The sequence below is a fragment of the Serratia sp. UGAL515B_01 genome, assembly GCF_033095805.1.
Taxonomy (GTDB): domain Bacteria; phylum Pseudomonadota; class Gammaproteobacteria; order Enterobacterales; family Enterobacteriaceae; genus Chania.
Genome location: NZ_CP109901.1, coordinates 3,037,904 through 3,050,379, shown reverse-complemented (window position 1 = coordinate 3,050,379; position 12,476 = coordinate 3,037,904). Strand labels below are relative to the sequence as shown.

At 46.6% G+C, this 12,476-nt stretch carries 12 protein-coding genes and 1 pseudogene; 9 read left to right on the top strand and 4 right to left on the bottom strand.

What is annotated here, in order from left to right; genetic code table 11:
- Nucleotides 1-56 precede the first annotated feature (56 nt).
- Genes cysC through cysG form a run of 4 tightly spaced genes read right to left on the bottom strand, consistent with a single transcriptional unit; the run spans nucleotide 57 to nucleotide 4,481 of the window.
- Entirely contained in the window at nucleotides 57-752 is a 696-nt protein-coding gene (cysC, locus tag OK023_RS13730; RefSeq protein ID WP_317693267.1) for an adenylyl-sulfate kinase, read from the bottom strand.
- Nucleotides 691-2,121 (bottom strand): sulfate adenylyltransferase subunit CysN, encoded by a 1,431-nt coding sequence (gene cysN, locus OK023_RS13725; protein ID WP_317693266.1) that lies wholly within the window; start codon nucleotides 2,119-2,121, stop codon nucleotides 691-693. Before cysN ends, cysC begins: the two co-directional genes overlap by 62 nt.
- 11 nt (nucleotides 2,122-2,132) lie before the next feature.
- On the bottom strand, nucleotides 2,133-3,041 hold the full coding sequence (gene cysD, locus OK023_RS13720; RefSeq protein WP_317693265.1) for a sulfate adenylyltransferase subunit CysD: 909 nt from the start codon (nucleotides 3,039-3,041) through the stop codon (nucleotides 2,133-2,135).
- 9 nt (nucleotides 3,042-3,050) lie between these two features.
- Nucleotides 3,051-4,481: a siroheme synthase CysG gene (gene cysG / locus OK023_RS13715; protein WP_317693264.1), complete on the bottom strand. Its 1,431-nt coding sequence runs from the start codon at nucleotides 4,479-4,481 to the stop codon at nucleotides 3,051-3,053.
- A gap of 1,047 nt (nucleotides 4,482-5,528) precedes the next feature.
- Here cysG and OK023_RS13710 point away from each other — a divergent pair.
- The 9 genes and pseudogenes from OK023_RS13710 to OK023_RS13670 all read left to right on the top strand — a co-directional run bounded on the left by OK023_RS13710 (nucleotide 5,529) and on the right by OK023_RS13670 (nucleotide 11,956).
- On the top strand, nucleotides 5,529-5,930 hold the full coding sequence (locus tag OK023_RS13710) for a hypothetical protein (RefSeq protein ID WP_317693263.1): 402 nt from the start codon (nucleotides 5,529-5,531) through the stop codon (nucleotides 5,928-5,930).
- Nucleotides 5,931-6,114: 184 nt separating this feature from the next.
- Complete coding sequence (locus OK023_RS13705; RefSeq protein ID WP_317693262.1) at nucleotides 6,115-6,363, top strand: hypothetical protein; 249 nt, start codon at nucleotides 6,115-6,117, stop codon at nucleotides 6,361-6,363.
- An 87-nt stretch (nucleotides 6,364-6,450) separates the two neighbouring features.
- A complete protein-coding gene (locus tag OK023_RS13700) occupies nucleotides 6,451-6,753 on the top strand; it encodes an urease subunit gamma (protein ID WP_317693261.1) in 303 nt (100 codons plus the stop codon).
- A 34-nt stretch (nucleotides 6,754-6,787) separates the two neighbouring features.
- Nucleotides 6,788-7,228, top strand: a complete 441-nt coding sequence (gene ureB / locus OK023_RS13695; protein ID WP_411569361.1) for an urease subunit beta — start codon at nucleotides 6,788-6,790, stop codon at nucleotides 7,226-7,228.
- Between the two features lie 30 nt (nucleotides 7,229-7,258).
- Entirely contained in the window at nucleotides 7,259-8,977 is a 1,719-nt protein-coding gene (locus tag OK023_RS13690) for an urease subunit alpha (RefSeq protein ID WP_317693260.1), read from the top strand.
- 39 nt (nucleotides 8,978-9,016) lie between these two features.
- Nucleotides 9,017-9,662, top strand: a pseudogene (gene ureE, locus OK023_RS13685) (urease accessory protein UreE).
- On the top strand, nucleotides 9,646-10,356 hold the full coding sequence (locus OK023_RS13680) for an urease accessory protein UreF (RefSeq protein ID WP_317693258.1): 711 nt from the start codon (nucleotides 9,646-9,648) through the stop codon (nucleotides 10,354-10,356). Before ureE ends, OK023_RS13680 begins: the two are co-directional and overlap by 17 nt.
- Before the next feature lie 17 nt (nucleotides 10,357-10,373).
- Complete coding sequence (ureG, locus tag OK023_RS13675) at nucleotides 10,374-10,997, top strand: urease accessory protein UreG (RefSeq protein ID WP_317693257.1); 624 nt, start codon at nucleotides 10,374-10,376, stop codon at nucleotides 10,995-10,997.
- Nucleotides 10,998-11,005: 8 nt separating this feature from the next.
- Entirely contained in the window at nucleotides 11,006-11,956 is a 951-nt protein-coding gene (locus OK023_RS13670; RefSeq protein ID WP_317693256.1) for an urease accessory protein UreD, read from the top strand.
- Nucleotides 11,957-12,476 lie beyond the last annotated feature (520 nt).

Genomic DNA, 12,476 nt, shown 5'->3' with positions numbered 1-12,476 from the left:
ATAAAGCGCACTTGGCATAAAAGGTGCGTGCTGAAAAACACCACACGCTTTTTAACTCAGGATCCGATAATAGCCCGACCACGCAAAACATCTAACAATTGTGCTGTCAAATTTGTTACTAATTGTTCACCATCCAAGCACACATCGGGGTGTTCTGGTGCCTCGTAAACCGAGTCAATACCAGTAAAATTGCGCAGTTCTCCGGCTCGTGCTTTCTTGTAAAGCCCCTTAGGGTCCCTAGCTTCACAAATTGCCAACGGTGTATCGACAAATACTTCGATAAACTGGCCTTCATCGAGCATGTCTCTCACCATTTGCCGTTCAGCACGATGGGGGGAGATAAACGCTGTCAATACCACCAACCCTGCATCCAACATCAGTTTGGCAACTTCCCCCACCCTGCGGATGTTCTCGCGCCGGTCACTCTCCGAAAATCCCAGATCATGACATAAGCCATGGCGCACATTGTCCCCATCCAACAAATAAGTACTCACACCCTGCTGATACAAAGTCTGTTCCAGTTCTCCGGCAATCGTCGATTTGCCTGAACCCGAAAGGCCGGTAAACCACAGCACCACGCCCTTGTGGCCATTAGCTGCTTCACGCTCTACACGGGTTACTGCATGCGAATGCCATACCACGTTTTCATCATCCACCCCGTCCGGGCGTAACGTAACCTTCGCCACACTATTATTCCCCTTTGAGCAAATCACGTACTCCCCAATGGGGAAAATGTTTGCGTACCAACGCATTGAGCTCTAGTTCAAACGCACTGAAATCCTCTGATACTCCTGGTTTATCGCTATACAAAGCCTCTCGAACCAGCCCTGCGCCGACAGTTACGTTGCTTAAGCGATCAATAAAGATCAAGCTACCGGTCTCATGATTCTGTTGATAGCTATCCAGTAGCAGCGGCTCGTCGAAGGTCAGTTCCACCAATCCGATACCATTCAATGGCAAAACATCAGCACGATGCTCAGCTAATGAGTTGATCTCCATCTGATGACGAATACTCTCAACACGAGCACGCGTTTTCTTACCCGCGATTTTTATGTCATAACTTTGGCCCGGTAATAGCGGCTGCTCAGCCATCCATACAACATCAACCAAGGCACTCTGTGCTGACTGTAAAGTTTCACTAGCCTCTACCAGCAAATCACCACGGCTAATATCTACTTCATCTTTCAGCACTAGCGTGATTGCCTCACTAGGCCCCGCTTGCTGCAGATCACCATCAAAAGTCACAATACGAGCCACCGTTGACACCACTCCAGACGGCAACACTTTAATCCGCTGCCCAACACGAACAACGCCAGAGGATAACGTACCGGCATAGCCACGAAAATCAAGATTCGGGCGGTTGACATACTGAACCGGGAAACGCAGAGGCTGGTTTTCCCTGTGCGTTTTCACATCCACACTCTCCAGAACTTCCAGCAACGTTGGGCCGCTGTACCAGGGCATTTTCGTACTCTGTGCAGCCACGTTATCGCCATCCAATGCGGAAAGTGGGACAAATTTAATATCCAAGTCGTTTGGCAATTGCTCAGCAAACGTTAGGTAATCCTGTTTGAATCGTTCAAATACCGTTTCACTGTAATCCACCAGATCCATTTTATTCACCGCTACAACCAGATGGCGAATGCCAAGTAAAGTGGCGATAAAGCTATGACGACGAGTTTGATCCAGCACACCTTTACGTGCATCAATCAGCAAGATCGCCAAGTCACAGGTGGAGGCACCGGTAGCCATGTTACGGGTGTACTGCTCATGCCCCGGCGTATCTGCAATAATAAACTTACGTTTTTCAGTCGAGAAATAGCGATAGGCAACGTCGATGGTGATGCCCTGCTCTCGCTCTGCCTGCAAACCATCGACCAGCAACGCCAGATCGAGTTTCTCGCCTTGAGTGCCTATGCGTTTACTGTCGGTATGGAGTGTCGATAGCTGGTCTTCATAAATCTGGCGGGTATCGTGCAGCAACCTGCCAATAAGCGTACTTTTACCGTCATCAACGCTGCCGCAGGTCAAAAAACGCAGCAAGCTCTTATGCTGTTGCGCGTGCAGATAAGCCTCTACTCCACCCTGTTCAGCGATTTGTTGTGCAATAACCTTGTTCATCTGGCAACTCCTTAGAAATACCCTTGGCGCTTTTTCAACTCCATAGAACCAGATTGGTCACGATCGATCATCCGCCCTTGACGCTCACTGGTTGTAGATACCAGCATTTCTTCAATAATTTCCGGCAGCGTCTGCGCCTCAGAATCTACCGCCCCGGTCAATGGCCAGCAGCCTAGGGTACGAAACCGCACCATGCGTTGGTTAATCACTTCATCTGGTTGCAAATCGATACGATCATCGTCCACCATCAACAGCATCCCGTCACGCTCAACCACAGGGCGCGGTTTAGCCAGGTACAACGGGACAATGTCGATCTTTTCCAGGAAGATGTATTGCCAAATATCCAGTTCTGTCCAGTTTGAGAGCGGAAACACACGTATGCTTTCGCCTTTGTTAATCTGGCCGTTATAGTTATGCCACAATTCAGGGCGCTGGTTTTTAGGGTCCCAACGATGAAAGCGATCGCGGAAGGAGTAGATACGTTCTTTAGCGCGGGATTTTTCTTCATCACGGCGAGCCCCGCCAAAAGCGGCATCAAAACCGTATTTGCTCAGCGCTTGCTTTAGACCTTCGGTTTTCATGATATCGGTGTGCTTGGCGCTGCCATGAACAAAGGGGTTAATCCCCATTGCAACACCTTCTGGGTTTTTATGTATCAGTAATTCAAAACCATACTCTTTGGCCGTGCGATCGCGAAATTGATACATTTCGCTGAATTTCCAGCCAGTATCGACATGCAACAACGGAAATGGCAATGTGCCTGGGTAGAACGCCTTGCGTGCCAGATGCAGCATCACGGAAGAGTCTTTGCCGATGGAATAGAGCATCACCGGATTGCTAAATTCAGCGGCGACTTCTCGGATAATATGGATGCTCTCCGCTTCCAATTGCTGCAAATGAGTGAGTCGTTTTTCGTCCATAACAGATCCTTAAGCCAAATTCACGACGGCCGGGCGCACTGCACTCGCCATCTGCTGTTGATGCCCAAACCAGGCGATTTGATGATGTAGAGCCACCACTTCACCGATCACCAATAACGCCGGTAACGGAGCCTGCTGAGCTAATTGATCGAGTTGTTGCAAGTTACCTGTCTGAACCCATTGGTCCATTCGCGTACCGCGGCTGATAACAGCCACCGGCGTATTAGCATCACGACCATGGGTAATGAGATTACGGCTAATATCGGCCGCTTTCATGGTGCCCATATAAATCACCAATGTCTGACGTGCCCGCGCGAGGTTTACCCAGTCCAAACCGTCGCTATCCGTGCGGCAGTGGCCGGTAATAAAAGTCACGCACTGTGCATGGTCACGGTGCGTTAGTGGAATACCGGCATACGCTGTAGCTCCTGCCGCTGCGGTCACTCCTGGTACTACCTGGAAAGGAATTCCGGCAGCAGCGGCCACTTGCAGTTCCTCGCCACCACGGCCGAATATGAAAGGATCACCACCCTTAAGCCGAACCACCTTTTTGCCTTGTTGCGCCAGCGCTACCATCAGGCGATTGGTTTCATCTTGAATCACAGAGTGTGCACCTGCGCGTTTGCCCACGCAGATACGTTCAGCATCACGGCGAACCAAATCCAATGTTTCTTCACTCACCAGAGAGTCATACAGCACCACATCAGCCTGCTGCATCACCTGCAAACCCCGTAAGGTCAGCAAACCGACATCGCCAGGGCCTGCACCAACCAGTGCGATTTCGCCTTGGTTCGCCTCTTTTCCCTGCGCAAAGGTGGTTAAATCCTGTTCCAATTGCTGCTGTGCCTTTACCATTTGATCACTGGCTACCAACGAGGCAAAACGACCACTGAACACTTTCTCCCAGAAACGGCGTCTCGCACCGACAGATGAGAGTTGCTGCTTCACCTTACTGCGGAATCCACCGGCTAAGTCAGCCATCCTCCCAATGCTAACCGGAAGTAATGCCTCCAGCTTTTCGCGCAGCATCCGCGCGAGCACCGGAGCCTGGCCGCTGGAGGAAACAGCAACTACCAACGGTGAACGATCGATAATTGACGGAAAAATAAAGGAACAGCGAGGCTGATCGTCCACCACATTAGCCAACACGCGGCGTTTGTCTGCCTCAGCATACACCTCTGCATTCAGAACATTGTCATCGGTGGCAGCAATAACCAAAAAGACGTCGTCCAGTTGCTGTGGCTCAAAAGCCCGACAGAGCCAATGAACCCGAGCTTCCTGGTGAAGGTTTTCAAGTTCCGGGGAGAGTGCCTGCGCAACTATCCGTATTTCAGCTCCGGCACGTTGAAGAAGGTCAACTTTGCGTGCAGCCACTTCACCGCCACCAACAACCAGCACCGGGCGTTGCTTCAGATCAGCAAATAAAGGTAGATAGTCCACAACGGCCTTTTCATATAACCAAAAGATAGAGTGACTATACGGGGTGAAATATGGCCTCTGAAATGACGAAAAGGCATGAGTAGTTACTTTCTGGAATATAGGCCACAGTTACTAACGCTAAAGATGACCAGGCTGTGTCCCTTAACGGTACGCGAGCGCCGCTGGCGGCCATTTGCGCGCAGAGCAAGGCGTGAGCCGCGAGGTTGGGTGGGCCCAATAAGCGGCTAACAACGCAGCATTTTGTTAACAATATGAGCCCGCTGGGCACTTAAATTTTTAATATATTTAAGTAACATTCTTTTTTGACTTTTTCATGTTTCTTACAAGACGTTTTTATTTTTCCTAACAAAACCTCTGATGAGGATAATCAACTTTGCCATTAGAGAGGGTATGCTCCGTGGGAGTATACTTTTAGCTTCTTGCATCTATTACCGTACTTTTGGTCAGTAGTTTTCAACGGGGAACTATAATAATTTAACATCTGCGAAACTTGTCGAATCCAAACCAGCTTCATTGAGTTATAAGATTTCAGTCAGCGCCAAAGATTCATAATAGACACAGCTAATACCCGTACAGATTAATCAAGTGTTAATGTTTTTAAATAATTTACATTTGAAATTAAATTAATAACATTATCATAACAAAGGTATCTTGAGCAAAATACCTTAGATAAGGCGTCACCATCGCTTTAACTCATACTAATGTATTAAGGAAAATATGAACATGTGAAAACAACACCGTTTAACAAGCATGTCACTGTGAATTTTTTAATATGTTATGGTTGTAATTTATTGATTTATAATTACTTTATCTCAACACCAACCTTGAGGCATGAAGGGGAATGCTTTATTTTTTGCTTTATTTTGTAATTTTTTATTTGAATATTTATATAAAAGGAGTAAAAAAACAACACACTTCACGTCTAGGAAGTCTATCCTATTTGGATATAAGAAATTGGGCGTTGTGTGATTTCTATTCGTCATAACTCCCGGAGAGTGTGCATTCTGAGGAGTTATTAGTGCTTTAAAAGACGGTAAGGAGAGCGATATGGATCATGGACTTTTAGCCATTCAATTATTAGATGTTCCAAATACGATTTTTATGCTGCTCTGTGTCTGTCTTATTATGCTAATAACGCCCAGTCTTGCATTTTTTTATGAAGAACTGTTATCCCGCAGAGGCATTGTGACAATAACGTCCCAAAGCTTTTTCTCTATGGTATGGGCAGCAATCCTCTGCTTTGTTGTGGGTTACTCGCTTAGTTTTGGTCCAACGATGAACGGTATTATCGGCGATCCGTTCTATTATGCCTTTTTGAATAACAGCTATCTGCAAACTACCCTTATAGGTAAACCTAAACGGGTTGGCTTTCTAACAGGCGCAGTTTCAGGCCTAGCAAACCATAACACCTGCCGTGGGTTATGGATCCATTCAATCAGTAGCGCTTAATTGATATTGTCGTCAGCATCGTCTGTTATTACGTGTTGCTACTTGTAAGGTGCCATCTTGACGATGCATTGGATGTGTTTCGCGTTCATGACGTCGATGAGATAAACGGCTCAATTCTGTCGGGCTTTTTGCCTCTACCGCCTGCAATACTAAAGATCCTGATAGCTTGCTGGAGGATAATGGAATGCAAATCGTTAAACAATTAACCGCTGTTATATTGACCAACGACTGTTCGTTTATCTTTGCGCTCACTATCTTGTGGCTAATTAATCATTTTATGCCAGTCAACGTTGAACAGGAAAATATCGGGCAGAGCGGGATTATACACTTTTCAGCAAGGATACTTATTCTGAGCGGAATTAATATCGCTAAATATCTTTTATTCGCAGGGACAGTCTGGCGGCGATACTGCCATAACCCTGAGATGACATAAGCTTCGGGGTTAATATTTTAAAGGGCATAACTGGACTTTGTAGCCCGGCAGAAATCAACGTTAAAGAGAGTTAGAAATGGAGAACTTATGCAACTCACACCCAGAGAAATCGAAAAGCTAATGGTTTACACGTTAGCTGACGTTGCCTTGAAGCGGAAAAATAAGGGACTGAAACTTAATTATCCAGAGGCTGTCGCCATTATTACCGTCACCGCAATGGAAGGGGCCCGCGAGGGAAAAACCCTGGAAGATGTTATGGCAGAAGCGCGTACAGTTCTCACCAAACAAGATGTGATGGATGGCATTGGTGATTTAATCCCTAATGTGCAGGTTGAGGCCATTTTTACTGATGGCAGCCGACTGGTTACAGTTCATGATCCGATTCAATGAGTAAAGGACGCTTTTGAACTACGAAGGATTGTTTATGAAAAAGAAATCCAACATGACGGAAACCTTGTCTGAAATCAATGAGATAGCAGTGCCATTCGGTGGTTATGTCTTGGCTGATACGCCTATTACCTTTAACGAAGATCGTCCCATCACCAAAGTGAGTGTTAAAAATACAGGCGATCGCCCAATTCAGGTCGGGTCTCATTTTCATTTTTTTGAAGCCAATAAAGAACTGGAGTTTGATCGCAAAAAATCGTTTGGCAAGCGGCTTAATATCACCGCAACTACCGCGATACGCTTTGAACCAGGCGATGTGATTGCGGTGGAGCTGATTCCTTTCACCGGAAAACAAACGGTCTACGGATTTAATAATTTGGTTGATGGCTGGGTCGGGAATGCTTATGGCAAACAAGATGATGTGCCTGTTGGCATTCTCGAAAATGCCATCAAACGTGGATTTAAATCCTCTCATTAAGATCCCGAATGAAACGCAATTGGGGGAAGCATGCCAACAATTTCAAGAAAAGAATATGTCAGCCTGTTTGGACCAACGGTCGGTGATAAAATTCGCCTTGGCGAGACTAACCTATATATTGAAATAGAAAAAGATCTGCGCGGTTACGGCGAGGAATCCGTATACGGCGGTGGTAAATCGCTACGTGATGGAATGGGCGCAGATAACACATTAACGCGCGAAAACGGCATTCTAGATTTGGTTATTACCAACGTCACTATTGTTGATGCCAAACAAGGAGTGATTAAGGCCGATGTGGGCATTAAAGACGGCTTGATTGTGGGCATTGGTAAAAGTGGCAACCCGGGAATAATGGAAAATGTGATGCCAAATATGATTGTCGGAGTTAGTACCGATGCCATTTCCGGCGAGCACTTAATCCTGACCGCTGCTGGTATCGACACTCATATTCACTTTATCTCTCCCCAGCAGGCTTATGCAGCGTTGTCCAACGGTGTTACGACCTTCTTTGGCGGTGGCGTTGGTCCAACAGATGGTACCAACGGCACCACGGTAACACCTGGTACCTGGAATATCCGCAACATGTTGCGTGCCTTTGAAGGACTGCCTGTCAACGTAGGGCTGTTGGGTAAAGGCAGTTCTTCAGGCCGAGCCCCTTTGGTGGAGCAAATTATTGCCGGTGTCGCGGGGTTTAAGGTGCACGAAGACTGGGGTGCTACGCCAAACGCGATACGTCATTCATTGCGCATCGCGGACGAAATGGATATTCAGGTATCTGTGCATACCGACAGCCTTAACGAAGCGGGTTATGTAGAAAACACGATTGAAGCTTTCGAGGGCCGTACAATCCATACCTTCCACACCGAAGGTGCAGGCGGTGGACACTCGCCGGACATCATCAAAGTCGCCAGCCAGTTAAATGTGTTGCCAAGTTCTACCAACCCGACGCTTCCTTTTGGCATCAATACGCAAGCTGAACTATTCGATATGATCATGGTTTGTCACAACCTGAACCCGAACGTAGCGGCAGATGTTTCCTTCGCGGAAAGTCGCGTACGTCCGGAAACTATCGCTGCGGAAAACGTCCTTCATGACATGGGGATTATCTCTATGTTTTCAAGCGACTCTCAGGCAATGGGGCGTGTTGGGGAGAACTGGTTGCGTGTCGTACAGGCGGCTCATGCTATGAAGGAGACACGCGGTAAATTGCCGGAAGACAGTGACAGTAACGATAACTTCAGGGTATTGCGCTATGTCGCCAAAGTGACCATTAATCCAGCAATTACGCAAGGCGTAAGCCATGTTATTGGTTCAGTTGAAGTAGGCAAAATGGCTGACCTGATACTGTGGGAACCGCGTTTCTTCGGCGCGAAACCAAAGCTTGTGATTAAAGGGGGAGTGATCAACTGGGCGCTGATGGGTGATCCTAATGCGTCGTTACCAACCCCGCAGCCAGTCTTTTACCGTCCGATGTTTGGTGCGATGGGTAAAACTCTGCAAGACACCTGTGCCACGTTCGTTTCTCAGGCCGCTATGGATGATGGCGTCAAAGAGAAAGCGGGACTGGAACGTCAGGTTATTGCTATCAAAAACTGTCGTTCAATTACCAAGCATGATTTGGTGCGCAACTCGGCCACTCCGCATATTGATGTCAATCCAGAAACATTCGCCGTAAAAGTTAACGGGGTGCATGCAACCTGTGAACCGATTACTACCGCGGTAATGAACCAGAAGTACTTTTTTGGCTAAGCGTACTACCCACGCATTCTGATGTAAGGCGATTACAACATGATACTGATTGAAAATATTATTGGTAACGCAAAGGATGATCCATCTTGGCTGGAGAAAACTAAGGGATATCAGCACGATGTGCTAGCGCTTGAGCAGTGGGAGGCTCAAAAGAGTCGTTGTCGTAAGCAAAGTGAACAGGGGATTGATATTGGTATTGCGTTGGATCGCCACGTGCGATTAACGGATGGGGATATTTTGTTATGTGATGATGAAAAAAAGTATCTGTTAACCATTCGTATCAACCTGCGCGAGGTAATGGTTATCCATCTGGAAAGCCTGGAAAAAGTCAGTTTCGAAGCTTCTATTAAGCGCGTGTTTGAACTTGGACATGCCTTAGGTAACCAGCACTGGAAGTCAGTGATTAAAGGCGTTCAGGTGTATGTGCCTTTAACTGTCGAAAAGAAAATGATGAATTCAGTGATGAAAACACATGGTTACAGTGAGTCTGAATATCGCTTTGTTTCTGGTGAAACGGTACTACCATTTCTTACCCCTTCTGAGTCGCGTCTGCTATTTGGCGGTGCGGAAGATTCCCATGTGCATGTCAGCGTTGTCCGCGAGCATTCACATGACGATCGTGCTCTCCCTAATGAGCATTACGACCACGTGCATCCTGGAAAAGATGCATGAGCATAAGCATTGATGAGCCACATCGGCTTCTTCATTTAGCCAGGGTGCTTCAATTCGGTGACTCTGTACTACCGGTGGGGGCATTTTCCTTTTCCTGTGGGGTTGAATCAGCCATTCAGGTGGGATTGGTTCACGATGTTGTGACGTTAAAAACGTTTGTCGAAACCTCGCTGAATCAGGCCGCACATTGCGATGCCATCGGCTTGGCTCATGCTCATCGGGCATTACTTGATGGCAACTTTGACCAAATTCTGGTTGTTGATCGTGAAATTATTAATCGCAAACTCAACGATGAGTCGCGGGTTATGACTCAGCGTATGGGCAAGAAACTGGTGGAGATGACCATCAAAGTCTTCGAGTCTGAACTGCTGGAGCGGTGGGTTGATAAAATCAAGGGCGGTGAAACGGCAGGCACCTTTCCGGTAAGCCAAGCATTAATTATGGGATTACAAGGTGTTAACGCCCAGGAAACCGTCGCCATGCATCAGTATGGCGTTGCCATGACAATCTTAAGTGCTGCCCAACGGTTAATGCGAATAACGCATTTTGATAGCCAGCGAATTCTATTTGAGGTTAACAAAAGCATTCCCGAATTTTGCCAACAGGCCGTCAACGCAGATATCAGCGAGATGGCGTCGTACACGCCTCTCATCGATATTCTGGCTGCCGTACACGTTGATGCGCATGTGCGTTTATTTATGAATTGATGAAAAAGGACGTAATAATGAAAAAAATAACTCGCTTAGGGATAGGCGGCCCGGTCGGTTCAGGTAAAACGGCCATTATTGAAGTGATCACGCCAAAATTAATCGAGCGGGGTTATAAGCCGCTTATCATTACCAATGATGTTGTGACCACCGAAGATGCCAAACAAGTAAAACGAACACTGAAAGGCATTCTCGACGAGGACAAAATTCTGGGTGTTGAAACCGGTGCCTGCCCGCATACTGCCGTGCGCGAAGATCCCAGCATGAATATTGCTGCGGTTGAGGAAATGGAAGATAAATACCCTGACAGTGACCTGATTATGATTGAAAGCGGCGGCGATAATTTAACGTTAACCTTTAGCCCGGCGCTGGCTGATTTTTATATCTATGTTATTGATGTGGCCGAAGGGGAAAAAATCCCACGTAAAAATGGGCCTGGTTTAGTACAGGCCGATATTCTGGTTATCAATAAAATTGACTTAGCCCCTTACGTAGGCGCTAGCCTCGAGGTCATGGAGCACGATACCAAAATTGTGCGTAGCGGCCGTCCCTATATTTTAACGAATTGTAAAACCGGTGAAGGCGTTGATACCTTGGTAGACATGATCGAAAAAGACTTCCTGTTTACGCACTCTAAATAGGTGTCACGATGCAGAACAATGATGAAGGGCCTCTGGCACTCGATTCTCTCTCTCTGGGTGCGTTAGCGCCAGAGTTGTCGAAATATCAACAAGAACCACCACAAATGGCCAGTGCCTCCGTTGGTAAACATGGTTATTTGCGACTGAGATTTGCCCATAGTGGAGCCAAAAGTATCCTGCATGAAATGAAAAGAAAGGTTCCGTTACTGGTGCAAAAAGCGCTCTACTGGGATGAGGAAATGCCATTTTTACCCTGTGTGCCGATTATTTCCACCTCCGGATGCATTTTGCAGGGGGATCGTTTAACCGTAGAGATCATCGTTGACGCTGGAGCATGTGCCCACGTCACTACGCAATCCGCGACTAAAATTCATTCAATGGATAATAACTTCGCTGCGCAAACACAGCATATACGCACCGGAAAACAGGCTTATCTTGAATTTATGCCAGATCCGGTTATTCCGCATCGCGATTCACGGTTTATCAGTGATACTGTGATTGAATGCGACAGGACAGCGACCGTCATTTATTCGGAAATTTTAATGTCTGGGCGCAAACATCATCATCAGGATGAACGCTTTGGCTTTGATGTCTACTCTTCCCGCATCACGGTGAAAAATGAAATTGGTAGTATCCTGTTCACCGAAAAACTAGTTTTGACTCCTAAGCAAAAGCCGCTGGATGTGGTGGGCGTGATGGGGGTATTTGACGTTTACGGCAACGCCATCGTATTAACCCCTAAAGCGAATCAGGATGAAATTATAGCCTTGTCCCCGTCATTTTATAGCGAGCAGTTGTGCTATGGCGTCAGCCGTTTACCCAATGAGTCAGGGCTTATTTTCAAAGCGCTTTCGTGTGACAGTACTGGTGTAAAAAGTGCTATCCGCGCATTCTGGGAAAAGGTTCGTAAAGTCTCGACAGGGTATTCATTACCCACGCCATTTCTTTGGAAAATATGACCGTTACTTATTTTTAATAATCAGTTTGATCGTGTGGTTATGTACTGTTTCATCGACCCTGACGGGCAGGGCGCAAGACAATTATCAGGAAGGATGGCTAGCATGCATGTCTCATCAAATATATCACCTAAGTGGAATTATTTTACTGATTAAAATAGCGCGATTAAATTTATCGACGTCATCTTGCGCGGATACGCGCAGGTAACGAAAGGGAGATCAGAAACATGATCAGCGAGGAGTTTTTACGTGATTTTGAACAGAAGAATTAAGGTATGAAAAAAGATATACCCTAAATAATTCGAGTTGCATGTAGGCGGCAACTGAGTGAAGCCCTGGGAGCATAGATAAACTATGTGACCAGGGTGAACGATAGCAGCCAACACCCATGCAACTTGAAGTATGACGGGTATAGAAGCTCCATATTTGATCTCATCGTCCAGGGATACATTGTTTCAGTTTCATTAGGTGTTTTTTATATTTTTCTCTTTTTTGTCATACAAGTAACGGGGGGCAAGGACAT

What these genes read in the sequence shown, in the direction of transcription:
- cysC (WP_317693267.1), bottom strand. Translation starts at nt 752, where the DNA reads ATGCGTTGGTACGCAAACATTTTCCCCATTGGGGAGTACGTGATTTGC.
- cysN (WP_317693266.1), bottom strand. Translation starts at nt 2,121, where the DNA reads ATGAACAAGGTTATTGCACAACAAATCGCTGAACAGGGTGGAGTAGAG.
- cysD (WP_317693265.1), bottom strand. Translation starts at nt 3,041, where the DNA reads ATGGACGAAAAACGACTCACTCATTTGCAGCAATTGGAAGCGGAGAGC.
- OK023_RS13710 (WP_317693263.1), top strand. Translation starts at nt 5,529, where the DNA reads ATGGATCATGGACTTTTAGCCATTCAATTATTAGATGTTCCAAATACG.
- OK023_RS13705 (WP_317693262.1), top strand. Translation starts at nt 6,115, where the DNA reads ATGCAAATCGTTAAACAATTAACCGCTGTTATATTGACCAACGACTGT.
- OK023_RS13700 (WP_317693261.1), top strand. Translation starts at nt 6,451, where the DNA reads ATGCAACTCACACCCAGAGAAATCGAAAAGCTAATGGTTTACACGTTA.
- ureB (WP_411569361.1), top strand. Translation starts at nt 6,788, where the DNA reads ATGAAAAAGAAATCCAACATGACGGAAACCTTGTCTGAAATCAATGAG.
- OK023_RS13690 (WP_317693260.1), top strand. Translation starts at nt 7,259, where the DNA reads ATGCCAACAATTTCAAGAAAAGAATATGTCAGCCTGTTTGGACCAACG.
- OK023_RS13680 (WP_317693258.1), top strand. Translation starts at nt 9,646, where the DNA reads ATGAGCATAAGCATTGATGAGCCACATCGGCTTCTTCATTTAGCCAGG.
- ureG (WP_317693257.1), top strand. Translation starts at nt 10,374, where the DNA reads ATGAAAAAAATAACTCGCTTAGGGATAGGCGGCCCGGTCGGTTCAGGT.
- OK023_RS13670 (WP_317693256.1), top strand. Translation starts at nt 11,006, where the DNA reads ATGCAGAACAATGATGAAGGGCCTCTGGCACTCGATTCTCTCTCTCTG.